Genomic DNA, 25213 nt, shown 5'->3' with positions numbered 1-25213 from the left:
TGATAGATTAATAGGAGGAATTTAAGATGACAAATTCAAGAGCGAAGCTGTTACAAGAAAGTTGGGAAATGGATAAACGTTGGAATGGAATTACTAGACCCTATACAGCAGAGGATGTTATCAAGCTTCGTGGTTCTATCGACATCGAGCATACTTTGGCTAAACGTGGAGCAGAAAAACTTTGGAAGCAGTTAAATGAAGAAAATTACATTAATGCACTTGGGGCACTAACAGGAAATCAAGCTGTTCAGCAGGTAAAAGCAGGACTAAAAGCAATTTATTTAAGTGGCTGGCAAGTTGCTGCGGATGCCAATCTTTCTGGAAATATGTATCCGGACCAAAGCTTATATCCAGCAAACAGCGTACCGAGTGTGGTAAAACGAATTAACCAAGCGCTTCAACGTGCGGATCAAATTACTCATTCAGAAGGAGATAGCTCCATTGATTGGTTTGTTCCAATCGTTGCGGATGCAGAAGCTGGTTTTGGCGGACAATTAAACTGTTTTGAACTGATGAAAGGGATGATTGAAGCAGGAGCAGCGGGTGTTCACTTTGAAGATCAACTTTCCTCTGAGAAAAAGTGTGGTCATTTAGGTGGTAAAGTCCTATTGCCAACACAAACGGCGGTTCGAAATTTAATTGCCGCTCGATTAGCTGCTGACGTTATGGGTGTTCCAACCTTATTGGTTGCACGAACAGATGCAAATGCCGCTGATTTGATTACGAGTGATATTGATATGAACGACGCACCGTTCATCACAGGAGAGCGGACGGCAGAAGGATTTTTCCGGACAAAAGCAGGACTGGATCAGGCAATTGCCCGCGGTTTAGCTTATGCGCCGTATGCAGATTTAATTTGGTGTGAAACATCTGAACCAAGCATTGAGGAAGCTAGACGTTTTGCAGAAGCAATCCATGAGAAGTTCCCTGGTAAAATGCTTGCTTACAATTGCTCACCTTCTTTTAATTGGAAGAAGAAACTTGACCAAGAGTCCATTGCGAAATTCCAACAAGAGCTTGGGAAAATGGGCTACAAGTTCCAATTCGTAACACTAGCAGGTTTCCATGCTTTGAACCACAGCATGTTTGAACTAGCTCGCGGCTATAAAGAGCGCGGGATGGCTGCATACTCCGAGTTGCAACAAGCCGAGTTCGATAGCGAGCAATACGGCTATACAGCAACAAGACACCAACGTGAAGTAGGAACAGGCTACTTTGACCAAGTATCCATGGTCATCACAGGCGGAACATCCTCCACAACCGCACTTAAGGGATCAACTGAGGAAGAGCAATTTACAAAGTAATCGTTTTGGCGGCGGATCCTTCTTTCTCCAGCTGGAGAGAGGGGGATTTTTGGTTTGTGGCGGGGGGAATACTGGCGGATGGCAGGGAATACTGGCGGATGGCGAGAAACACTGGCGGATGGCGAGAAACACTGGCGGATAGCGAGAAATACTGGCGGATGGGAAGAAATACTGGCGGATGGCGAGAAATACTGGCGGATGGCGAGAAACACTGGCGGATAGCGAGAAATACTGGCGGATGGGAAGAAATACTGGCGGATGGCGAGAAATACTGGCGGTTGGGAAGAAATACTCGCGGATACCAGGAAAACAATCTATTGAAAGTTACCTTTTTTGGAAATGAACACTTTTTAAGGTATCATCATACATAATAATAGTCCTTTTTATGGAGTTGATACATTTGAAAAAGCCGAACGTTGAGGAAGTTCTTCAACAGGGAATACATGGCCCTTTGGAAACAAAGCCAGATGAAAGGCGGGAATTTTTAGGAACCTTACGTGAGCGCATCATCCTTGCACTAAAGAAGAGCCAAGTAGCAGAAGCAACGATTTATCCTCAAGTGGAGAGGGAAATGAAAAAAAACCCCGAAGCTAATCTCTTTTTAAATGGAAATATGGAATATTCAACATTATCCAAATATGTAAAATTGGCAGCCAAGCACAAGATCGAGCATAAGATTGTAACCAATAAGGAACATGATACAGAAATTGGCCTCTTACTAGCAATGGACCATGCGATCGATAAAGAAGATATATATATTACCAAAAAAGAAATCAATCAGCCCCAACCCCCAAAAAGCAAAGGTCTTTTTGCGAAACTATTTAAACGATAATAAGCAACCAGAAAGCAGTCTAACGGCTGCTTTTTGTTATTTTCATAAGTTATTTAGTAGGAGGTATTTTGGCCTATATTTGGATATAACTGGAATAATATTTAAATTAGGATTATTATATTAATAAGAAATTAACGACTAAATCTATTTATATAAGGGGGCAAGAAACAGGTTAGTAACCTCATAATAGGAACGAAGAGAAAACTGGTCAGGTAGGAAGCGGGTATTACTATTGCCTTTTACTTTTTACTAAAGATTACTAGATTACTAACATCTGGCCAAAATCTAGGAGGATAATTATGAGAAGATGTAAAGTTCTTTTTATTGTAATTGTATTAATGCTTATTCTTGGAGGATGTAAGTATCCAACTTTAGAAAAAGCGATTGCCGGTACCATTCCATTTGAGGTAGAAGAGGTTTTACATAAAACCAAAAGTGATGGGATAACCATCGTTCTTTATACTACAAACGCTGAGGACGCTGGTGAACAAGAAGAAAAGGTACTAGGTGTGTCTTTCTTCGAGGGAAATGATGAAGATGGATGGAAAAATGATGGTCCAAATGGCTGGGAGCATGCAGAGAGTGAAACCTACTCCGTTTATCATGAAAATTATACAAAGTATGATGAAAAGGGAAATGTTCTAAAAGATATTTATGTTGTATTTGGGGAAATCAAAAATAACGATATTGATAGAATTGAATTTGCTAATCAGGATAGTGAAGAATATAAAAAAGCAAAGATGATTGAGAAAGATGGAAAACGCTACTATGTGGGAATTGGCTTTCGCCCACAGGTTAGAGCATTAAATGGAAATGAAGAAGTTATTCCGCAAAAATAATACATCATCATTCGGGGGATAAATATGACTTCAAATAAAATGTTGTTGATTTCTTCGATTATTCTATCATTAGGGATTATTGTGGGCGCATCTCTTATCGGTTCAAACTCTGCATCCGTAAGTGAGCCTTTAAGTAAAAAGGAAGTCCAGGCTTCAATTTTATTAGATAGTAAAGAGGCATCAGAGTTATTAGGAATTTCAGAAAAGGAACTCCTAAAAATTATTACAGAAGAAAAAAGAATACTTGAAACAACAGGTTCATACGATGGAGCATTGGTTCCGTATATCATGATCGATGGTAAGCGATACTTCGAAAGAACGAAATTGTTAGTATGGGCTCAGGAGTCTTCGTCACTACATAAGGAATATTAATAAAAAAAAGGAGCAAATGCTCTTTTTTTTTGTGCCTGTAATCTAAATATTACTTCAATTGCCAATACTGATGAGGGAATCATTGCGGTGAAGCGGAAAAGTTTGGTATTATCAATAGTAAATTAACTAATGACTTGAGGGATTGGGGGTATTAAATATGTCACGTATCACAAATGAGCAAGTTAAGCACGTAGCAAACCTTGCTAGATTGGCGATAACAGAAGAAGAAACGGAAAAATTCACAAAACAATTGGATGCAATAATAACGTTTGCGGAACAGTTAAATGAATTAGATACAGAGAACGTTGAACCAACCTATCATGTCCTGGATATGAAAAATATCTTCCGTGAAGACATCAAGCAAGAAGGATTGCCGCGTGAAGAAGTATTAAAAAATGCACCAGACCATCAAGATGGTCAAATTAGAGTTCCAGCGATCATCGGAGAGTAGGGGGAAAAATAAGTGAGTTTATTTGATTATAAGGTTTCAGATCTCCATGAACTGTTACATAAAAAGGAACTAAAAGTTACTGATCTTGTTGACGAGTCGTATAAACGAATCGCTCAGGTGGATGGAAAGGTCCAAGCTTTTTTAACATTGGATGAAGAAAAGGCTAGACAAACTGCCAACTTACTAGATGAGAAACTTAATGCCAACACCCAAAATAACTTGTTATTTGGAATGCCGATTGGCATAAAAGACAACATTGTCACAAAAGGACTTCGGACAACCTGTGCTAGTAAGATTTTAGAAAACTTTAGTCCGATTTATGATGCAACTGTTATTCAGAAACTTCAGCATCAGGAAACCGTAACAATTGGAAAGTTAAACATGGATGAGTTTGCAATGGGATCTTCAAACGAAAATTCCCATTATCAAAAGACACGCAATCCATGGGATCTTGATAGAGTCCCAGGAGGTTCTTCAGGTGGTTCAGCAGCTTCTGTTGCAGCCGGTGAAGTCCTGTTTTCTCTAGGTTCAGATACAGGAGGATCGATACGTCAGCCAGCAGCCTTTTGTGGAGTTGTTGGATTAAAACCAACATATGGCCGTGTATCTCGCTTCGGACTCGTTGCATTTGCATCTTCCCTTGATCAAATAGGTCCGATAACTAGAAGTGTTGAGGATAATGCCTACCTTTTGCAGGCGATATCCGGATTAGACCCAATGGACTCGACATCAGCGAGTGTGGATGTACCTAATTTCGTCTCGGCATTAACGGGCGATGTAAAAGGGTTAAAAATTGCTGTACCTAAAGAGTATCTTGGTGAGGGTGTGAATGAAACGGTTCGTCAGTCCGTCCTTGATGCATTAAAAGTGCTTGAAAAACAAGGGGCTGTTTGGGAAGAAGTATCCTTGCCTCATTCTAAATATGCATTAGCAGCGTATTATTTGCTTTCTTCTTCAGAAGCATCTGCAAACCTAGCGCGTTTTGATGGTGTTCGTTATGGCTATCGGACACCGAATGCAGATAATTTACTTGATTTATATAAGAAATCTAGATCGGAAGGCTTTGGTGATGAGGTAAAACGAAGAATCATGCTCGGCACCTTTGCACTAAGTTCTGGTTATTATGATGCTTATTATAAAAAAGCACAGCAGGTCCGGACGTTAATTAAGCGGGACTTTGAAAATGTATTTGAAAAATTTGATGTAATCATTGGGCCAACCACACCAACTCCGGCTTTTAAAATTGGTGAAAATATTGATGATCCTTTAACGATGTATGCAAATGATATTTTGACGATTCCTGTGAACCTTGCTGGTGTACCAGCAATTTCTGTTCCGTGTGGATTTGATAATGGCTTGCCGCTTGGGTTACAAATTATTGGCAAGCACTTTGATGAAGAGACCATTTTCCGGGTCGCTCATGTGTTTGAACAAACTACAGATTATCATAAAAAAAAGCCAGGATTATAGGGGGTGAAGACAATGGAATTTGAAACGGTGATTGGTCTTGAAGTACATGTGGAGTTAAAAACGGATTCGAAAATCTTTTCGGCCAGTCCAAATCATTTTGGTGCTGAGCCAAATACAAATACAAGTGTTATTGACTTAGGCTATCCAGGAGTGTTACCGGTCCTGAATAAAAAAGCTGTGGAATATGGAATGAAGGCTGCGATGGCCTTGAATTGCCAGGTAGCTGCTCATACGAAATTTGACCGGAAAAACTATTTTTATCCAGATAATCCGAAGGCCTATCAGATTTCCCAATTTGATAAGCCGATTGGGGAGCATGGTTGGATTGAGATTGAAGTAAATGGTTACACAAAGCGGATTGGGATTACGAGGATCCATTTAGAAGAAGATGCAGGAAAACTCAGCCATGGAAATGGTTATTCACTAGTGGATTATAACCGTCAGGGCACTCCGCTTGTGGAAATCGTTTCTGAGCCAGATATCCGTACACCAGATGAAGCCTATGCTTATCTTGAAAAATTAAAATCGATTATCCAGTATACAGGAGTATCTGATTGTAAGATGGAAGAAGGCTCACTTCGCTGTGATGCCAACATTTCCATTCGTCCTATTGGACAAGAAGAATTTGGAACGAAAACAGAATTAAAGAACTTAAACTCTTTTAACTTTGTACGAAAAGGTCTGGAATTTGAAGAGAAAAGACAGCGTGAAGTGGTCTCTAATGGCGGGGTAATTGATCAAGAAACCCGTCGTTTTGATGAAGCTACAGGTGCAACCCTGCTCATGCGTGTAAAAGAAGGTTCTGATGATTATCGTTACTTCCCAGAACCAGACTTACTAGATATCTATATTGATGAGGAATGGAAAGCCCGAATTGCTGCTGAACTTCCTGAACTTCCAGATCTGCGCCAAAAACGGTATATAGAAGAATTAGGACTACCTGTTTATGATGCAAAGGTATTAACGGTAACGAAGGAAATGGCAGATTTCTTTGAAGGTACCGTTGCAGCAGGTGCAGAGGCGAAATTGGCCTCGAACTGGATCATGGGAGATGTGTCAGCATACATGAATGCTGAGGGGAAAGAACTTCACCAAATCGCTTTAACTCCTGAGAACTTAGCCAGTATGATTAAACTAATCGAGAACGGAACTATTTCTTCAAAAATTGCTAAGACTGTTTTTAAAGAACTGATCGAAAACGGCGGAGATGCCCAAGCAATCGTTAAAGAAAAAGGTCTTGTTCAAATTTCCGATGAAGGGACACTCCTTAAGATTATTTCTGAGGTACTCGATGCTAATCCACAATCGATAGAGGACTTTAAAAATGGTAAGAATAAGGCAGTCGGTTTCCTTGTTGGACAGCTAATGAAAGCAACAAAGGGGCAGGCTAACCCACAATTAGTAAACCAATTATTGAATCAGGAATTAAGCAAACGATAAAAATGGAAACTGGCAGATTTCGGTCTGCCAGTTTTTTTGTCAAAAAAATATCGACATTCTTTTTTGTGATTTCCCGGGAAAAAAAGTAATACACAGGGGTTTTCGGCAAAACTAATCAAACGTTTGATTAGTCGACATATATCTACCTGTTTTTTCTAGAAAACCTTCATTTGAAGGGGTGAGTTAGCATTCTAATCAAACGTTTGATTAATAGGTATGCTGGAGAACTATGTCGAAGTAGTATTTGTGTCCAGATAAGTATAGTGATCTAATACAATATAATTCAATAGATGACAATATTTTTATTGAAATTAAGGTAAAAAACCATTGGATATAAGGGATTACCGCGATTTAATCAAACGTTTGGTTACATGACAAAATTCTACCGTTTTTTAAGGACAAATCCTTATTTATCAATGATAGCAACGAATTTAATCAAACGATTAATTAACTGCGAAAAGTAGTATTTAAATAATAGGCTGTGTTAAAGGATACTGTTGATTTAAGAACCTGTTGATTGGAGCGGAATGCGCTTGATCCTCAAAAATGCTATCGCATTTTCTTCGTGCGGTGATTATTCGAGGGAGTAATTCAAAGTCCTGAGGGATGCACGAGCACCTTGAGACCCCGCAGGTCGGAAAGACCGAGGAGGCTCACGGGCGAGCCCGCGGAAAGCATAGCGCCTGTCGCGCAAATCAACAGTCTAATCTAACACAGCCAAATAATAAAATACCCGGATATAAATATCCGGGCATTATTACATTATTATTCTTGTTTTAATAAACGTTTACTTTCGTCAAACTCTTTTTCGATGTTTTCATTTTTCTTATAAGTGATTAAGCTTACGATGACAGCAATGATTAAGTTAAACACAAAGCCTGGAACGATTTCATAAAGGGTGTCTCCTAGGCCCACATTCTTCCAGACGATTACGGTTATTGCACCGATGATCATTCCGAATAAGGCTCCCCAATGGGTCATCTTTCTCCAGAATAAACTTAGAAGAATAATTGGCCCGAATGCTGCGCCGAAACCTGCCCATGCATAAGCAACTAAATCTAGGATTGTGTTATTTTCATCGAGAGCAAGGATGGCTGCTACAACAGAAACAAGAAGTACTGCCATTCGCCCTAAGAAGACGAGATGTTTATCTGATGCGTTTTTGTTCATAACTACTTTGTATAAATCTTCAACCAAAGCACTGGATGTAACGATTAACTGTGATGAAATAGTACTCATAATAGCAGCAAGTATGGCCGCCAATGCAAAGCCTGCAAATAAAGGATGAAATAAAATCTGACTTAGTTCAATAAATACGGCTTCTGGGTTCTCTAATACATGTTGGGGATTGTTATGGAAAAAGGCAATTCCAATAAATCCGGTAAAGATCGTGCCAATAAGTGAAAAAATCATCCAGCCCATTCCAATGCGGCGGACACTTTTTATTTCTTTTACAGTAGTGATGGCCATAAAACGGACAATAATATGCGGCTGGCCAAAATAACCAAGTCCCCAAGCCATTGCAGAAATAATTCCTAAAGTTGTTGTACCTTTAAAGAAATCAAGGTAGGTAGGATCTATAGCACGAATCGTATCAAACGTTTCGGCAGGTCCGCCTACAGTGAAAATTCCAATTGCCGGAACAAGAAGGAGGGCAATCAGCATCATTAACCCCTGGATGAAGTCTGTATAACTTACAGCAAGGAACCCGCCAAATAATGTGTAGGCAATCGTAACTCCACCAACGATTAGAAGTCCTGTAAGGTAGCTTGTCCCAAAAGAACTCTCGAAGAAGACAGCACCTGATACCAACCCTGAGGAAACATAGAAAGTAAAGAAAATAAGAATAACGATACCAGATACAATCCTTAAGAGTTTGGTGTTATCTTTAAAACGGTTTTCTAAGTAACTTGGAATCGTAATCGAATCGTTGGCAACCTGCGTATACGAACGCAGGCGTGGTGCAACCAAAAGCCAGTTGAGATAAGCACCAATTGTTAAACCAATGGCAATCCATGCATCCGCTAATCCGGTTACATAAATTCCACCAGGTAAGCCCATTAACAACCAACCGCTCATATCTGCTGCCCCTGCACTTAAAGCAGTTACAGCAGGACCTAACGACCTTCCCCCAAGCATGTAATCCGTTAGATTGCTAGTTTTTCGATAGGAATACCAACCGATAAAAAGCATCATCGCAAGATAGATTCCAATTGATACTAGTTGAAGTGTTTCATTGGACATAGATTTTCCCCCTTAATTATTTTAAAAGTGATTTAAAATAATTTTTTTTATATATAAAATATTCTATCAACTTAGCATTACTATATCTACTGTAATATTATTACTTTTTTAAAATAGGATAAAATGCTCTTGGAATAATAGTAAAAATGGAATAAAACCTTTCATTTGTAAGCAGGATATGAAAGGCTTATGATATGAGTAACGAAAGGGGAGTGTATAAAGTGGATTTAAATTCTTGGTTTGAAAAGGGACTAACAAAAGATGAATACATAGGCTTAATGAAGGTCAATAAAGAAGGCATGGCTGCCATTTATGATCGCTTTGAGTTGAAAGAAGAGGATAAGAAGAAACTTGAAGCAACCCAGTCGAAAAAGTTACGAGTTATTGTTTTAACAGAAGATTGGTGCGGTGATGCCAAACTTAATAATCCAGTATTGCTTAGATTAGCAGAAGCAGCCAATATGGAGGTTCGTTTTGTACTGAGGGATCAAAACCTGGAACTTATGGACCAATATTTAACGAATGGTACTTCTAGAGCAATTCCTATTTTTATTTTCATTGATCAGGAAGGAAATGAAGTTGGAGTATGGGGTCCACGTGCACCTGAAATGCAAAACCTTGTAGAAAAAGGCCGTGCTGAACTTCCAGATAAAGATGCTCCAGACTTTCAAGAGAAGCAAATGGATTTTTACAAGAGTCTCGGAAAAATCTATGAAAATGATTCATCCATTTGGCAAACTGTTGCAAACAGTATTATGCCTGCCTTTTTATAAAAAAAACTAGAATCCCTGGCATTTAGCCAGGGATTCCTTTTACATTTTTAAGTTGCCATTTTTTGGAGGAATGCGGTCGTTAATTAGATTCTTATCGTTTATTTTTGGTTCAATGCCTAATATAATATTACGAATATTTGAGCGGTGAAGATAAATTAAAAATAAAGTAAAAAATAAAAATATAAGTTCAAATTCAATTTCAGAAGAAAAATAAGAGTAAATCAACAAGCTAAGACCAACTGAGATAGAGCCCAAGAATACATACTTTGATAAAAAAATCACCAGAAAGAACGATGCAAAAGCAATCAAGGCCATGGGGAAACTTGCTACTGCTAAGGTACCAGCAGTGGTAGCAATTGCTTTACCCCCGCGGAAACCGGCAAAAATAGGATAACAATGTCCTATGACTGCCATTAAACCAAAGTAAAGCGGTTCGACATCAAGGTTGAAGTATAACGGAAGGGAAGCAGCGACCGCTCCTTTACCTATATCGACGAGAACAACGATGATGGCGGATCCTTTGCCAAGAACCCTTAATGTATTCGTGGCTCCAGGATTTTTACTGCCATGGTCACGAATATCAACCCCAAAGACCAGCTTGCCCACAATCAGCGCAGTAGGAATACTTCCAATTAAATAGGAGGATAGGAGCAACAACCAGAGCATATGATCATTCCTTTGTCAGAGTATCTTCTTTAACAATAGCATTTTACCATACTTCAATGGTATCATTTTAGTAATTCCTGAAAAAGGAAATATTAAAGGGGCGACCGATATGGAACAGATTGATTTTGGTCAAGTTGCTAAAAGTTATGCGAAGGCAAGAGAAGATATTCCTGCAAATTTAATGGATAGCCTGTACTTCCGAGGTGTTTTTTTTGATGGGAAAAAAGTTGTAGATATTGGTTGTGGAACAGGTGCATTAACTAGGAAGATAGCAATGAGAAAAGCAGATGTTATCGGAGTAGATATATCAAAAGAATTACTCCAACATGCAAAAGCATTAAACGGGTCAAAAAACCATAAAATTCCTTATGTTCAAGGTACATCTGAAGATACTGGTTTGCAAGATTCTCAGTTTGATATGGTAACAGTAATGCGTGCCTGGCACTGGTTTGACCGTGAGAAAACCATTCAAGAGATAAAACGAATCTTAAAGGAAAAAGGGACATTGATAGTCATTGATTCAGGATTCCATGTAGGTCCTTCGGTGGTTGAGAAGACATTTCAAGTTTTATCACACTACGTTAGTGGCGGTCTAAAACCGGCAGGATCTAAGGCGAATTCCAAACAAAGAATTAATGGATTTCCAGTCGAGTGGTTCGATGAATGGCAGAAGAATGGCTTTGAGTTAAGGGATTTCTATAAGATTAACTATAACCTCACTTTTACTAAGGAGACATGGATAGAGAGAGTTGAATCTATCTCCTGGCTTGCAGCACTAGAAGGAAGTGTTAGGGAAAAAGCACTTCAGGATTTAACTGATTCCTTACCTGACCAAGAAACATTCGTCATTCCACACGAATGTAATGTGAGTATATTAAGTCTCTAAGAATAGATAGGTTAAAACGTGCGAATTTCCCGCACGTTTTTTTATGCTACTATTTAATTTGAGATAAAAATATTTTTTTGAAAAAAGTGTAGGGGTTCATAAATAGGATCTCGTCTATTAAGGTGAAGGTCGCAAAAGAGAGGGGGAGAGAGCGATTAGTGATTTAGCATTAATTCAAAAAGTGATAGACGGCAGTGATCATGCCTTTCGCCTTTTGGTTGAGAAGTACCGCAATGATGTGTTCCGGACTGTCTTTGCTGTGCTGCGCGATCAAAAGGAAGCAGAAGATGCCGCTCAGGAAGTGTTTATGAAAATATATAGCTCTCTCTCCCGATATGAAAATCAAGGATTTAAGACCTGGATGACAAGAATAGCCGTAAATCATGCAATCGATATAAAGAGAAAGCAAGCACGAAGGAAAGAAGAAGTAGTGGAGGCGTTGGAGCAACAGGCTTTTGGCACTCCAAAGGATGGTGTAGAGAAAGAACTAATCGTTAATGAAAGGCAAAGGCTCGTGAGAAAAAGGCTTGATGAGCTGCCTGAGAATTATCGGGATGTTATATACGGTTTTTATATAGCGGAAAAAAGTTATCAGCAAATGGCCGAGGAACAAAATGTACAGGTGAAAACCATTGAAACAAAGCTATATCGGGCACGGGTTTGGATGAAAAAGAATTGGAAGGAGGATGATTTTTGATGAAGCATTTTAAGTATGATGAGTGGTTGAGTTACGTTAAAGACGATATCAGTGATAAGGCTCGTGAGGAACTTGAAAGTCATTTATATACATGCGACCAATGTCTAGAACATTATTTACAGGCTATTTCAGAACATGAATCATCACTTCCAGTCCTTTCAAATGAACCTGACTTTACGGACCTAGTGATGGCAAAAGTTTCGAAACAAAAAGCGGCTGTTGAAAAACCTGCTAGTTTGAAGAAAACAGCAGCATCAAAAAAGCCATTCTACCAACAAGCCGCTTTCCACTATTTAATTGCGGCGGCAGCAACACTATTACTTACTTTTTCAGGAGTGTTTCATTCGCTTGCGACCTATGCAAGTGCAGTAGAGGCACCTAAGCATATGAAGGAAAAAAGGCTTTCTGTGACAGACGGCGTTATTGATAAAACATTTGCATGGATGGATTCTTTGGAGAAGAAGGAGGCAAATAAAAAATGAAAAGTTCAACGAAGGCGTTAACACTATCGTTATTCCCAGGCCTCGGTCATATTTATTTCGGTAACATGATTCGGGGAGTGCTTTATTTAATGTCCGTGGTAGGGTTAGCATTCATAACGGTCCTTGCGGTATTTTCCAACAATGGTGAAGTGGCTCTATTATGCTTTATGGTGGGTATCTTCATTTACCTAGTTAGTTTTATTGACTTGGGGGTTCAAATTTCCAAACAGAAGAAAGTGTTAAAAGCAGTGAATCCAGATGAGCCGCAAATACAGACTACCCAAGAGTCAGAACGATTTTATACCATTGTCTTATCGTTTGTCCCTGGTTTAGGCCATTTTCAACTAGGACTGATGAATCGAGGACTCACATTGTTAGCAGCGTTTTTAGGGCTCGGTATTATGGTGATTTTCATAACGGCTTTAAGCAATCGTTCAGAATTTCTTGTTTTCCTTGCGGGATTGCCGATTATCTGGGTATATGGCTTTTTTGACTCAGTACAGCAGTTAAACAAAAAGCAGCGCGGTGAGGAACTTATTGATCGCACGATTTTTGAGGATTTTGAAACGCGGAGAGAAGATGGAAAGAAAAGCAAATCCATTGCGACCTTCTTATCAATTTTCCCTGGCGCAGGACACTTGTATCTAGGATTACAAAAACGTGGGATTCAATTAATGGCAGCGTTCCTGTTTTCAATCTATATTTTGGATGTTTTACGTCTTGGAATCTTCTTGTTTCTGATTCCAATTATCTGGTTTTATAGCTTCTTTGATGCTATGCAGAACGTTTCAAAATATGGTGAGGAAGAAATCGAGGATGTTCCGATTATTTCTTACTTAATTAATCATCAAAAATGGGTGGGAATTGGTCTAGTAGTGATGGGGATTTATTATCTATTCCTGAATGTGATCATTCCTGTCTTTGCCCCATTGTTGTCAAATATGATTCAGATAGATTTAATGTACTGGGTACAAAGTTATTTTCAAACGGGGATTGTTTGTGTGCTGTTAATTGGCGGGGGGATTAAGCTTTTATCTGGCAGCAAACAAAAAAGGGAGGAGAAAAAATCATGAAAAGGTGGAAAAACACAATAACAGGGGTATTCTTAATCGGAGCCGGAATTGGATTCCTTTTTAGAAAAAGAAAGGAGGAGCAAGCATGAGAATATGGCGTGTTGGTACGTTTTCGATGGGGGCCTCACTTGTTTTCCTTGGCCTCTTCCTATTTCTTTCAAGGTTCTTGGGTTTTGATCTTGTCCATGTGATGTCAGCATGGTGGCCAATTCTGTTGATTGTTCTCGGGATTGAAATTCTCCTCTACTTATTTTTTTCGAGACAAGAGAAGCCAATTTTAAAATATGATTTTGTGAGTATTATCTTTGTGGGACTGCTTGGAATGGTAGGGATTCTGTTTGCGACACTTAGTGCCACAGGGATTATGGAGAAAGTGGAGGAAGTTGTGGCAAGGGAAGAAGTTTCGTTTGAACTTCCTGATTTTTCATACAAAATGGATGATAGTATCAAAAGGGTTGTTCTAAGAACAGTAGACTACCAAACAACGATTGAAGCAACAGAAGAAAAAGAAGTATCCATGTTTGGAACGTACCGGACGCAGACTTCGAAAAAGGAGAAACTCTTAGCGAGTGCGGATGACTATGTGTATGCAAACCAAAAGGGTGATACTCTTTATATCAATGTTAAGACACTGCCAAACGAGTCGGGACCTTTTTATAGTCATCGAGAAGTAGCTTCTACAATTCTCATTCCAAAGGGTGTGGAACTTGAGGTTATTAGCTCAGGAACTGACATTATATTAAATCCCCGGGACCTTGTGAATCATTGGAGTATTAATGGTGCCTCATCTCTGGATGTAAAAGTTGCTGAGAATAGTGATTTAACTATTGCAGCCGTTGGTGTAGGTGAAGTGAATGGCAAGGATGGAGCATGGAAGGTAACCGAAAAAGGTGATCCGAATGAAGGTATAGAAAGAAATGCTGTTTACCAGTCTGGAGAGGGTAAGTATCGTATTAATATCACCAATACGTATAATGTAAGTTTAAATACGAATTAATTCATTCCTTATTTTTTGCAAAAAAATAAAAAAACGGTATGATAGTAGACGGCAGAGATATGGACAGAATAATATTTGTGTCTTGGGTTAATAATTGTAAGCCAATGAGTAAATTGGTAGAATATAGAAGAGACCCATCATATGCCATTTATTGATACCATAAAAATAGGATGATGAATAATGAAACGAGCACGATTAATATATAATCCTACATCTGGGCGGGAAATCCTTAAGCGCCATCTAGCAGAAATATTAGAGAAACTCGAGGTTGCCGGGTATGAGGCCTCTTGCCATGCGACTACAGGTGCTGGTGATGCAACGGCTGCCGCACGGATAGCTGTAGAACGACAGTACGATGTTGTGATTGCGGCTGGTGGGGATGGCACCATAAATGAAGTGGTTAATGGGCTTGCCGAGCAAGAGTACCGACCGAAATTAGGAATTATTCCATCAGGTACAACAAATGATTTTGCCCGGGCTCTCCATATACCAAGAGACATTGGTGCAGCAGTTGATATTATCACGAAAGGCGATCGAATTCCGGTGGATATTGGTCGAATCAATGATCGCTATTTTATTAATATTGCTGGTGGCGGTAGAATTACGGAACTTACATATGAAGTTCCAAGTAAATTAAAAACGATGCTTGGGCAGTTGGCCTACTACTTAAAAGGGATGGAAATGCTCCCTTCGATTAAAGCATCAGATCTCAGTATTGAGTACGATGGGAAGCTTTTTGAAGGGGAAGCGATGTTATTTCTTGTGGGGCTGACGAATTCAATCGGCGGCTTTGAAAAGATTGCCCCGGACTCATCGATTAACGATGGTTTATTTTCCTTGCTTATCTTGAAAAAGATTAATCTGGCAGAATTTGTTCGAGTTGCAACTTTAGCCATCCGTGGTGAGCATGTAAATGATCCGAATGTCATTTATGCGAAAGCGAGCCGGATAAAAATACATTCTCAGGAAAAGGTACAACTGAATCTTGATGGAGAATTCGGTGGTTTACTGCCAGCAGAGTTCGTAAACTTGTACAGGCATTTAGAGGTGTTTGTACCACTTGATGACATTCGTCCACTAGATAAACCTAGCGATTGGGTTCCTGGGACGAGATATAGCTAAAAGGCGCGTTCCAACATGGAGCGGGCTTTTTGCGTTTGGAGGAATAATTGTATCGTATACAGAAATAGTTATAGATAATGAAGGAGGTAGAGCAATGGAAAAAAAGGCATTGATTAATATCGATTATACATTTGATTTTGTTGCGGATGCAGGAGCGTTAACCTGTGGTGGGCCTGGACAGGCAATCGAAGGAAAAATTGTTCAATTGACTCGTGGATTTATTGAAGACGGTGATTATGTTGTTTTTGCTATCGATGTCCATGATGAAGGAGACTCTTTTCATCCAGAGACAAAACTTTTCCCGCCGCATAATATTCGTGGTACATCAGGACGAGAGTTGTTTGGTGAACTGGAAGCACTTTATGAGAAAAATAAAGCGCGCGAAAATGTACACTTCATGGATAAAACACGGTACTCCGCTTTCGCTGGTACGGACCTTGAAATTAAGTTGCGGGAACGGGGAATTACAGAACTGCATCTTGTTGGAGTTTGCACAGATATATGTGTCCTTCATACGGCAGTAGACGCCTACAATAAGGGCTTTAAAATCGTTATTCATAAGGAGGCAGTGGCTTCCTTTAATCAAAAGGGACATGAATGGGCATTGGGTCACTTTGAACAATCACTTGGGGCGCTGGTTAAATAGTTTTTATAATGGTAAAATTATTTAATATGTTGAAAAAGTAGTTGTTCGGAGGGTTAGGATGAAAAACATTTATCAGGATGATAGCTTTGCTCTGCATACTGATCTATACCAGATCAATATGGTAGAAACGTATTGGAGAGACGGTAGATATAATAAACGCGCAGTATTTGAATTGTTTTTCCGGAAGCTCCCGTTTGGGAATGGGTATGCGGTATTTGCTGGCTTGGAAAAGGTCATTCAGTTTATCCAGGGCTTCCGTTTTTCAAATGATGATCTGGAGTATTTGAAAAATGAAGTGGGCTACCAGGATGACTTTTTAGATTATTTAAGGGACCTGCGGTTTACGGGTACCATTCGCTGTATGAAAGAAGGCGAACTTGTTTTTGGTAATGAGCCGATTTTAAGCGTAGATGCCCCACTTTGTGAAGCGCAGTTGATTGAAACCGCACTATTAAACATTATTAATTATCAAACGTTGATTGCCACAAAAGCATCGAGAATTAAGCAGGTTCTTGGCAACGAGATAGCGATGGAATTTGGGACCCGCCGGGCACAAGAAATGGATGCTGCTATTTGGGGTACGAGAGCGGCTTACCTAGCCGGTTTTGATGGAACAAGTAATGTGAGAGCAGGAAAATTGTTTCAGATACCTGTTTCTGGCACTCATGCTCACTCAATGGTCCAAGCTTACAAGGATGAATATTTGGCATTCAAAAAATATGCTGAGTCACATAGGGATTGTGTCTTTTTGGTTGATACATACGATACCCTGCGTTTGGGTGTTCCGAATGCAATAAAGGTCGCCAAGGAAATGGGCGATTCAATTAATTTCGTAGGAATCCGTTTAGACAGCGGTGACCTTGCCTACCTTTCAAAAGAAGCACGAAAAATGCTTGATGAGGCAGGATTTAAGGATGCTAAAATCTTTGCTTCAAGTGATCTTGACGAGTATACGATTCTCAACTTGAAAGCACAGGGTGCAAAAATAGACAGTTGGGGAATTGGCACTAAGCTTATTACTGCTTACGAGCAAGCGGCACTAGGGGCTGTATACAAAATTGTGTCAATAGAAGGCGAGAACGGAAAGATGGAGGACACAATCAAAATCTCCTCTAATCCGGTAAAAGTAACTACGCCAGGCATTAAGAAGATATATCGAATCATTAACAATAAAAATAACCATGCTGAAGGCGACTATATCACACTCGAAGAAGAAAAACTGCCTGAGAAAAAGCTGAAAATGTTTCACCCAACGCACACGTATATGAATAAGATTGTTACGAACTTCACTGCTAAAGAACTTCATGAAGTTATTTTCTCTAAGGGTGAACTAGTTTATGAAATGCCATGCCTAGAAGAGTCTCGTGAGTATTTGAAGCAAAACCTTGATGCCCTCTGGGACGAATATAAGCGAACCATGAATCCTGAGGAATATCCTGTTGACCTTAGCCAAAAATGCTGGGATAACAAAATGAGGAATATTGAAGAAGTAAAAGAGAAAGTTGCGGAAATGAAGGCAGAATAGATTTTGGAAGGCATCCCTATTGGGGTGTCTTTCTTTATTTCGGAGGGGAATAGCGGATTCGCGAGAATAGTCGCAGAAGTATTATAAAATTATGAGTTAAATAAGATTCATGATGACCACTATTGAGAAATTCCATGGATTGTGGTCATCATGGCTGCCTCATGGTGACCATTTACGAGAAATTCCATGGATTGTGGTCATCATAACATTTTTCCTAAAAAAAATAGATGACCTTAACATTAGAGGTCATCTATTGTTCCTGCTTTATTTATGAAAACTCTACTTATTCTTAAAGTAATCCATGAAAGCATGGTAAATTTCTATGCCTTGAAACGTAAGCATCCCTGCTGCTGTTAATGAAAATACACCAATCATTAAGAAGCGAATCCACATTTTATTTTCCTCCCTTTTGTAAGTATTACCTTATCAACGAGGGGGAGAGATCACATAATTCGATTGATGGAAAACAGGGATTAGAAAAATGAAGTTCCTGGTGTAGTTAGAAAAGATTCTGTGAAGGGTGACTACGATCAATGAGATTAGGGAAAGTACTTCGACAAAATTAAGGTGAAATAAATGTTTCTCTTCATCGTCGGTTTGTGATTTCATATTCCAATCATCGATCATTAACACAGCTTTATTAGAATGATGTGTTTGAATCAATAAGTTGGAAGTATGAAGAACGGAAAAGAATATGAAGGCAAGCAGTAATGCGATTGAAAGAAAATTCACCTTCTTTATCGTAACCACCTCCTTCCATGATTGTTATAATTATAAACACTTTTGTTATATTGTTAAATTAAAATGCTCCGACATTTTACGCGGGTAGTAAATGGTATACCACCAATCTATGGCTGATTTCGCAATTAGACTGGGTTTATGATACAATCTTGCTAGTCAATTCGGAGTAAAGGAAGTAAAACATGACGAAAACAATACCAGTGAAAAAGAATGATTATATAGATGTAGTTTTTGAGGATTTAACCCATGATGGGGCAGGGGTAGCGAAGGTAGAAGGCTATCCTTTGTTTATACCAAACGGACTGCCAGGTGAAAAGGCACAGATTAAAGTGATTAAGGTAAACAAAGGTTATGGATTCGGACGTCTGGTACAACTATATGAAAAGAGCCCATATCGTGTAGAGATTCAGACTAGCGAGTTACACAAGTACGGTGGATGCCAGCTTGAGCACATCAGCTATGAAGGTCAACTGAAATATAAAGAGAATCAAGTCAGGCAAGTGCTCACCCGTATTGGTAAACTAGAGGACGTCATCGTCCACCCAATACTAGGAATGGACAACCCATGGCATTATCGTAATAAAGCACAGGTCCCTGTCGGAGAGAAAGATGGAAAGCTGATTGCCGGATTTTTTAAACCAAGAAGTCATGAAATTGTTGATACAGATGAAAGCCTGATACAACTTCCAGAAATTAATGAAGCAGTCCAGGCAGTTAAGGAAATATGCAGCGAGTTAGGGATATCTCCTTATCAAGAGGAGTCACATAAAGGGGTTCTTCGCCACATCATGGCTCGTTATGGAAAGCAAACTGGTGAGTTAATGGTTGTGCTCATCACAAGGACTACGGATATTCCAAGCAAAAACAAATTAGTCGAGGAAATTATCTCCCGCCTTCCACAAATAAAGTCGATTGTGCATAATGTAAATTCCAAACGTACCAATGTCATCCTTGGTGAGAGAACAACCGTCCTCTGGGGAAATGAAGTGATTTATGACTTAATAGGTGACGTTAAGTTTGCGATATCAGCACTGTCTTTTTATCAGGTAAATCCTGTTCAAACAAAGGTTCTATATGATAAGGCACTTGAGTATGCAGGGCTTAGTGGGGAAGAATCTGTCATCGATGCCTATTGCGGGATCGGAACGATATCTTTATTCCTTGCCCAAAAGGCAAAGAAGGTCTTTGGAGTAGAAGTCGTTCCAGAGGCGATTGAAGACGCAAAACGGAATGCAGAGTTAAATGGTATGACGAATGTAGAATTTGCAGCTGGTGAAGCAGAGGTTGTGATTCCAAAGTGGTATAAAGAAGGAAATTCCGCTGATGTGCTAGTTGTTGACCCACCGCGTAAGGGCTGTGACGAAACCTTTTTGCAAACCATAATCGAAATGAAACCGAAAAAGGTGGTCTATGTGTCCTGTAACCCGGCCACACTTGCACGTGATTTACGAATTCTTGAAGATGGTGGATATAAAACAGTAGAAGTTCAGCCGGTTGATATGTTTCCGCAGACCACACACGTTGAGACAGTTGTTAGGATAGAGAGAAAATAGGCTGATATCAAAGACTTTGAAGGTTTTTAAGTGAATATTAATGTGTGTTTTATGTTCCCTCGAACTGATTGTTTGGGGGAATCTTTGTTTAGGGGGCCTAACTTTTACCCAGAAGTATGAATATTTGCGTTAAGGTTTGGGTTTGCGTATTTGTTTATTTAGATAGCGGAAAACGACCACCTAGTCTCTACCCTGTTGAGGCGTGCTATCTGCTATATAAGAGGTAAATGAGGTTCTTAAATAATCTATATTAAATGAATATCAGCCCACTTTATAGGCTTCTAAAAATTCTAACTTATGCTCAGGATGAAAAAGTTACACTAAGCTCAAAAATACTCCCCTTTAAAGGAGACAGATTTTTATTTACTAATTAGGCTGCTGGACGGGAGCAAATCATAATAGTTTTTATGTTAGTTCTAAAATTGACTGCAAACGTTAATTCAGATGCTCTCATTCTCCATCTTTGGAGAGCCAGTGGAAGTTTGAATCACTTTATCGAAACTCCCATGTTTCTCCTGGACTAATAAACCCACAGCATCCATCACGATAGAAAAATTTATCAAGAACCAGGCACTACAAAAAATTTTCATCATATATAGGTGATATCCGTTCAGATTTGATGAGGAGGATATCATGCAACCTATGTTACCTATGGAAAAATATTTTGGGCAGTTTGAACTGGTGCATGCTTTTTATGGGGCTATGCCTACAGGTGTCAGCGTTTCCGAAACCGGTCGTATTTTTGTTTGCTTTCCGAAATGGGGAGACGACGTTCAATTTACTGTGGCGGAAATTGTTGAGGGTGAATTGCAGCCTTATCCCAGTTTAGAAACAAATTTGGTTAATACAGGGAATATTGCGATGTCTTTCGTCAGTGTCCAAAGTATCGTTGCTGATGGAAGAGGAACACTTTGGGTACTAGATACAGGGGCACCAAATTTTTCTGAACCTATTCAAGGGGGAGCAAAATTAGTTGCTGTTGATTTAATCACGAATACAATAAGGAGAGTATATACCTTTACAGAAGATGTTGTCTTGCCAACAACTTATTTGAATGATGTCCGTTTGGATTTTCGGGTTGGAAGAGCAGGATATGCATATATAACGGATTCTTCTTCCAGAGGGCCAGGGGCTATTATCGTCGTAGATTTAGAAAATGGGAACGCGTTTAGACGGTTAAATGGGGCAATATCAACTTCACCTGATCCCTATTTTTTACCGAAAGTAGAAGGTGAAATTTTGATGAATCGAAACCCGGAGGGCTCGACTTTCCCATTTAGATTGGCTTCCGATAGTTTAGCGATTTCTCCTGATGGAAAGGTTTTATTTTATGCTCCGCTAACCAGCCGTCAGCTGTTCTCAATCTCAACAGAAGCCCTAAGGGACAGAAGGATACAGGACATGAATTTATCCCAATATGTGCAGTATTGGGGGGAAAAAGGTGCGTCTGATGGAATGATCACCGGCGCAAAAGGAACCGTTTATGCAGGAGACTATGAAAACAACAGTATCCGGAAGATATTGCCGAATGGCGCAATGGAAACCATCGCACATGACCCGAGAATTTTATGGCCGGATACTTTTTCGATTGGCCCCGATCAATACTTATATGTCATTGTGAATCAATTACATCGGCAGGCGAGATTTCATTATGGAAGAGACCTGCGGGAAAAACCATATAGTTTACTTCGTATGAGAATTGATGAATTCCCTGCTCCTACCTTTTCATAATAATCTTAAACGAAGGCAGCTATCCCTCATCAGGGAGCTGCCTTTTTTGTCAGTTATATTTTTGTGAAATTGTATATATTCCCGTAACTGCTCTATAATAAAGAGGCTGTTATCTGTTGATAATGTAATTTAATTTTAAAAAATGAAACCTCATTTAGATACACTACGGAGAACCGTACCACAAATAGTGGTAAAGCAAAGAGTTGAAGTTGTGCTTGATAAAGAGTGGCTAGAAAAAATCATTAAATATATTTAAATTACTTTATGGAAGTGCACATGAATATAAAAACTCTCCTGTCGGTAAGGAGAACAAAAAAGAATTACCAATTCTATTTGAATGGTAATTCTTTTGGAGCATGGGGACGGTTCTGATGTCCCGTGAATAGCAGAAGTATTTAATTTTATGAGAAAGGATGACCGTCCCCGTTTTTTTGGGGGATTGCCGGGAGATGCTATAGACAAAATAGTTGTTGAGGCAGAGGGTGGTTGGAGTGAAGGTGTTGTCGATGATTCAGCCTTGGGCGAGTCTGTTTGTCTTGCGCGAAGCTCAATATGAAACGAGGTCATGGAGTACGAAGTATCGCGGCCCTCTTGCGATTCATACCAGTAAAAAAGTCGATAAGGCCGTCTGCAGCCATGTGGCTATCAAGTCGCTACTTTTAAAGCATGGGTACAAGACCGAGGATCTTCCAACTGGCGTGATCATTGCTGTCTGCCAGCTTGAAAATTGTTTGAGGGTGATAGAAAAAAACGAGACATGGGCCGTGTTGGAGGATGGCAGAATCGTATCAGGCAATGACTTTTTCCTCGGTGATTATAAAGTGGGAGGGTATGTCTGGGAAGTCAGGGATATGAAGATGCTGGACAGCTTCATTCCGGCTAAAGGAAGGCTTGGTCTGTGGGAGTATGATTTATAGTGTGCCTGTTCATCGGGGAAAGCGCACTTTTTTGATTGGTATCTTTACCCGCGAAAATAAGGCAGGGCTCAGAGAGACACGGGGACGGTTCCGACGTCTCAATAATTGTGAAAATATAACATTTATTAGGACAGCGGAACAGTCCGAAATCATTGTAAAAGTGTTTTTATTAAAAAAATCTCCATTTCTATACTGTGGCTGGAACATGGGTGATGGTGGTACTTAGAAATAAATGATAATAAATGGTGTAGAAGAAGGAGGATCGCTATCCTCTTTAATTTATCGCTAAGTTTTGCTGTTAAGATCAAGGTTTTACCACTTAATCTGGCATAGTTCAATTGGGGGATTAATAATTTCCCCGTTCTTCCATTTGAAATGAGCTTTCTTAAGAATTAGCTTAATTTATATACTGGCAACCGAACCGCCATCTACCCGAAGGTTTATACCATTAATAAAGGAAGCCTGTACTGAGTACCGTTATTATGATGATTTTAATGTAGCAATGACGGATTTTACAATTATTGGCCAAGCAGGCTTGGGCATCGGTCCATTTTTAGCGAATAAAAGACTAGAAGACCTGAATGAATTAGCAGCAGCGAATGGGAAGAAACTGATGGGTATGTTTGCTGAAATCTATGATCCATATCGTGTAGAGAATTATGAATTTGGCGGTGTTAAGCCGATGGATCCTTATGTTCGTCGTGAAGTGCTGGCACACCTTGGTTACAAACGTCTGGATTTTCCATATGTTCACCCGTCCTGGAACAATGATGGAGAAGCTGTAACTGGTCTAGACCTATGTTTCCTCCCAATGGATGGAGAAAGGAATGAACTGCAAACAGACTTAATAGTGAAATTTTTGAAACGCTATTATACCGTCTTATCAAATAAACCAGAGACTTGGTATTCAATGATTGAAAACTTAGAAGCAAAAGAAAAAGTGGCATTATTATATTTTTAATGATGGAAAAGCTTGCTGATTAAGTCGAAGTTTAGACTAAAGTCGGCAAGCTTTTTTTGTAAAAAGAGAGAGATATGAAAAAAGTTCATTTTTTACAAAAATGTGAACAAAAAACCAGTTTTGTCACGTCTAATTCTTTTAGAGGGTTCGTTATCTATATCGGACAATTTAAAAGTGAGAGAGGTAAAAAATAAAAAATATTTGGATCTGCCCCTTAGGATCGTTCTCATGATTTCAGGAATCCTTTTTGTTTTTGCACTACCTACATTTATTGGAATAGGGAAAACACTAACGATTAACTTTAAGCCGTTTTGGAAATTTATTGAGATTAATATTCAAAAATTGACTCAAATTAATGAACCTAAATTCATGGGCTTATTTGAACAAATGAATATGGCTGAAAGCTATCGTTATTTGTGGTTAGTATTGTTGGTATGCTGGGAGCGTTAATGGTGAAATGGCACTCAGAAAAATAGGGAAACTGTTCAGGAAAGTGACGGATTTTTTGAGGAGATTCCGTATTCGTTAGAAATACTAATAGCTCATTTTTATTTAAATAATATGGAAGAAGGAAATTTAGCTTTTGCATGATTTTTTCTCGAATTTTAATCGATATTATTATGCGTAAAAAAATCTTTCTAAGGAAGCCTTATCTAAATTTATTTTTCCTATTGAAGGAGATGGTGGAAAAGAAAGAAGAAAAATTATTTAATACTTATATAAATTAATTAACTCTCATTTTAAATTATATTCAATGACAGGAACTCCACAAGAATTTTTCTCTATTGAAAATAAAATAAATTGTTTAGTAAACCCACCAACATCTCTTGTGTTGCCACATACACTCGATACATGTCGAAGCAGTTGCTAGGATTGTGTTAAATGGTTAAACAATAATTGAAAGGGTAGGTCCTCCATCACGTTAAAAGAGTGGGGGACTGACCCAAACACTCAGCAATTTATTCAATATCTTCCATTTCCTCATATGTTATTCCAAAAGGTACACCGCCTTCTGTATAACCTGCAATGAATGCAAATGTATCATCGTAATCTTCATATAGTTCCAGTTCCTTAGTATTTCTTCGTTTTTCTCTCTTACGTTCTTTTTCCTGTTTTTTCTTTTTGATTAGTTCTTTCGTGTATTCCCTTTCTTGGCTACTTATATTAGCTCCCATTAATTCCAATCTTTCAATGCATTTTTTAAATTTAAGCCAAAGAGTTTGGAATATGCTTTTATAATATGTTCACCATCATACGTCTCAAGCCAAGACTTTGCTTGCTCCATACGGACTACTTTAGGTAATCCCCAAAATTGTTTCTTTTTACTTCTCCTATTCTTTTTCTTTGCCATAGCGGTTACCTCATTATTATCTATTATCATGGTCATTTTATCATTTTATTGAAAATAAGTTATACAATGACTATAATGGACAGCCAACATTGTGTTATAGCATTGGCCAACCTATATCGAGAAAAGGAAAAATAATTAAC

At 39.0% G+C, this 25213-nt stretch carries 26 protein-coding genes and 1 pseudogene; 23 read left to right on the top strand and 4 right to left on the bottom strand.

Features of this window, described 5'->3' with window-relative positions:
* Positions 1-26: 26 nt before the first annotated feature.
* The 8 genes from aceA to gatB all read left to right on the top strand — a co-directional run bounded on the left by aceA (position 27) and on the right by gatB (position 6708).
* The gene (aceA, locus tag QUG14_RS16460; RefSeq protein ID WP_289341599.1) at positions 27-1304 is read left to right on the top strand and encodes an isocitrate lyase; all 1278 of its coding nucleotides are present in this window, start codon (positions 27-29) and stop codon (positions 1302-1304) included.
* A 56-nt stretch (positions 1305-1360) separates the two neighbouring features.
* Positions 1361-1675 (top strand): hypothetical protein, encoded by a 315-nt coding sequence (locus tag QUG14_RS16455; RefSeq protein WP_289341598.1) that lies wholly within the window; start codon positions 1361-1363, stop codon positions 1673-1675.
* 29 nt (positions 1676-1704) lie between these two features.
* The gene (locus QUG14_RS16450; protein WP_289341597.1) at positions 1705-2136 is read left to right on the top strand and encodes a YueI family protein; all 432 of its coding nucleotides are present in this window, start codon (positions 1705-1707) and stop codon (positions 2134-2136) included.
* A 299-nt stretch (positions 2137-2435) separates the two neighbouring features.
* Positions 2436-2975 (top strand): hypothetical protein, encoded by a 540-nt coding sequence (locus QUG14_RS16445; protein WP_289341596.1) that lies wholly within the window; start codon positions 2436-2438, stop codon positions 2973-2975.
* A 24-nt stretch (positions 2976-2999) separates the two neighbouring features.
* A complete protein-coding gene (locus QUG14_RS16440) occupies positions 3000-3347 on the top strand; it encodes a hypothetical protein (RefSeq protein ID WP_289341595.1) in 348 nt (115 codons plus the stop codon).
* 157 nt (positions 3348-3504) lie between these two features.
* Entirely contained in the window at positions 3505-3798 is a 294-nt protein-coding gene (gatC, locus tag QUG14_RS16435; protein ID WP_289341594.1) for an Asp-tRNA(Asn)/Glu-tRNA(Gln) amidotransferase subunit GatC, read from the top strand.
* Between the two features lie 12 nt (positions 3799-3810).
* Complete coding sequence (gene gatA / locus QUG14_RS16430) at positions 3811-5268, top strand: Asp-tRNA(Asn)/Glu-tRNA(Gln) amidotransferase subunit GatA (protein WP_289341593.1); 1458 nt, start codon at positions 3811-3813, stop codon at positions 5266-5268.
* Between the two features lie 12 nt (positions 5269-5280).
* On the top strand, positions 5281-6708 hold the full coding sequence (gatB, locus tag QUG14_RS16425) for an Asp-tRNA(Asn)/Glu-tRNA(Gln) amidotransferase subunit GatB (protein ID WP_289341592.1): 1428 nt from the start codon (positions 5281-5283) through the stop codon (positions 6706-6708).
* 765 nt (positions 6709-7473) lie between these two features.
* Here gatB and putP read toward each other — a convergent pair.
* Positions 7474-8952 (bottom strand): sodium/proline symporter PutP, encoded by a 1479-nt coding sequence (gene putP, locus QUG14_RS16420; RefSeq protein ID WP_289341591.1) that lies wholly within the window; start codon positions 8950-8952, stop codon positions 7474-7476.
* A gap of 221 nt (positions 8953-9173) precedes the next feature.
* On the opposite strand from putP, the gene QUG14_RS16415 reads away from it, so the two are divergent.
* Positions 9174-9725, top strand: coding sequence for a thioredoxin family protein (locus QUG14_RS16415; protein ID WP_289341590.1), 552 nt, complete (start codon positions 9174-9176; stop codon positions 9723-9725).
* 39 nt (positions 9726-9764) lie between these two features.
* Here the strand turns inward: QUG14_RS16415 and plsY are convergent, their stop codons facing one another.
* Positions 9765-10391 carry a glycerol-3-phosphate 1-O-acyltransferase PlsY gene (gene plsY / locus QUG14_RS16410; protein WP_289341589.1) on the bottom strand — a complete coding sequence of 209 codons (627 nt, stop codon included), beginning with the start codon at positions 10389-10391 and terminating at the stop codon, positions 9765-9767.
* A 109-nt stretch (positions 10392-10500) separates the two neighbouring features.
* On the opposite strand from plsY, the gene QUG14_RS16405 reads away from it, so the two are divergent.
* The 14 genes and pseudogenes from QUG14_RS16405 (at position 10501) to QUG14_RS16340 (ending at position 24172) form a co-directional block, all read left to right on the top strand.
* Positions 10501-11277, top strand: coding sequence for a class I SAM-dependent methyltransferase (locus QUG14_RS16405; protein WP_289341588.1), 777 nt, complete (start codon positions 10501-10503; stop codon positions 11275-11277).
* Between the two features lie 181 nt (positions 11278-11458).
* A complete protein-coding gene (locus QUG14_RS16400; protein ID WP_289341587.1) occupies positions 11459-11974 on the top strand; it encodes a sigma-70 family RNA polymerase sigma factor in 516 nt (171 codons plus the stop codon).
* A complete protein-coding gene (locus tag QUG14_RS16395) occupies positions 11974-12456 on the top strand; it encodes an anti-sigma factor family protein (protein WP_289344166.1) in 483 nt (160 codons plus the stop codon). Before QUG14_RS16400 ends, QUG14_RS16395 begins: the two co-directional genes overlap by 1 nt.
* A complete protein-coding gene (locus QUG14_RS16390; protein ID WP_289341586.1) occupies positions 12453-13529 on the top strand; it encodes a DUF6677 family protein in 1077 nt (358 codons plus the stop codon). The genes QUG14_RS16395 and QUG14_RS16390 overlap by 4 nt, the downstream gene beginning before the upstream one ends.
* Positions 13526-13618, top strand: coding sequence for an LPXTG cell wall anchor domain-containing protein (locus QUG14_RS16385; protein WP_289341585.1), 93 nt, complete (start codon positions 13526-13528; stop codon positions 13616-13618). The genes QUG14_RS16390 and QUG14_RS16385 overlap by 4 nt, the downstream gene beginning before the upstream one ends.
* Positions 13615-14526 (top strand): hypothetical protein, encoded by a 912-nt coding sequence (locus QUG14_RS16380; RefSeq protein WP_289341584.1) that lies wholly within the window; start codon positions 13615-13617, stop codon positions 14524-14526. The genes QUG14_RS16385 and QUG14_RS16380 overlap by 4 nt, the downstream gene beginning before the upstream one ends.
* Before the next feature lie 180 nt (positions 14527-14706).
* A complete protein-coding gene (locus QUG14_RS16375; RefSeq protein WP_289341583.1) occupies positions 14707-15648 on the top strand; it encodes a diacylglycerol kinase in 942 nt (313 codons plus the stop codon).
* Between the two features lie 94 nt (positions 15649-15742).
* Positions 15743-16294 (top strand): cysteine hydrolase family protein, encoded by a 552-nt coding sequence (locus QUG14_RS16370; protein WP_289341582.1) that lies wholly within the window; start codon positions 15743-15745, stop codon positions 16292-16294.
* 58 nt (positions 16295-16352) lie between these two features.
* Entirely contained in the window at positions 16353-17819 is a 1467-nt protein-coding gene (locus QUG14_RS16365; protein WP_289341581.1) for a nicotinate phosphoribosyltransferase, read from the top strand.
* Positions 17820-18742: 923 nt separating this feature from the next.
* Positions 18743-20113 (top strand): 23S rRNA (uracil(1939)-C(5))-methyltransferase RlmD, encoded by a 1371-nt coding sequence (gene rlmD, locus QUG14_RS16360; protein ID WP_289341580.1) that lies wholly within the window; start codon positions 18743-18745, stop codon positions 20111-20113.
* A gap of 633 nt (positions 20114-20746) precedes the next feature.
* Positions 20747-21844: an L-dopachrome tautomerase-related protein gene (locus QUG14_RS16355; protein ID WP_289341579.1), complete on the top strand. Its 1098-nt coding sequence runs from the start codon at positions 20747-20749 to the stop codon at positions 21842-21844.
* 491 nt (positions 21845-22335) lie between these two features.
* Complete coding sequence (locus QUG14_RS16350; RefSeq protein WP_289341578.1) at positions 22336-22761, top strand: ASCH domain-containing protein; 426 nt, start codon at positions 22336-22338, stop codon at positions 22759-22761.
* Between the two features lie 466 nt (positions 22762-23227).
* Positions 23228-23722 (top strand): annotated as a pseudogene (locus QUG14_RS16345) (GNAT family N-acetyltransferase); the annotation flags it as partial.
* A gap of 228 nt (positions 23723-23950) precedes the next feature.
* Positions 23951-24172 (top strand): hypothetical protein, encoded by a 222-nt coding sequence (locus QUG14_RS16340; RefSeq protein ID WP_289341577.1) that lies wholly within the window; start codon positions 23951-23953, stop codon positions 24170-24172.
* Positions 24173-24681: 509 nt separating this feature from the next.
* Here QUG14_RS16340 and QUG14_RS16335 read toward each other — a convergent pair.
* Together QUG14_RS16335 and QUG14_RS16330 are read right to left on the bottom strand one after the other, a co-directional pair.
* Positions 24682-24897: a hypothetical protein gene (locus tag QUG14_RS16335; RefSeq protein WP_289341576.1), complete on the bottom strand. Its 216-nt coding sequence runs from the start codon at positions 24895-24897 to the stop codon at positions 24682-24684.
* Positions 24897-25073, bottom strand: a complete 177-nt coding sequence (locus QUG14_RS16330) for a hypothetical protein (protein WP_289341575.1) — start codon at positions 25071-25073, stop codon at positions 24897-24899. The genes QUG14_RS16335 and QUG14_RS16330 overlap by 1 nt, the downstream gene beginning before the upstream one ends.
* Positions 25074-25213: the final 140 nt, after the last annotated feature.

The sequence above is a fragment of the Neobacillus sp. CF12 genome, assembly GCF_030348765.1.
Classification (GTDB): domain Bacteria; phylum Bacillota; class Bacilli; order Bacillales; family Cytobacillaceae; genus Neobacillus.
This window is presented reverse-complemented; position numbering and strand designations above follow the sequence as displayed.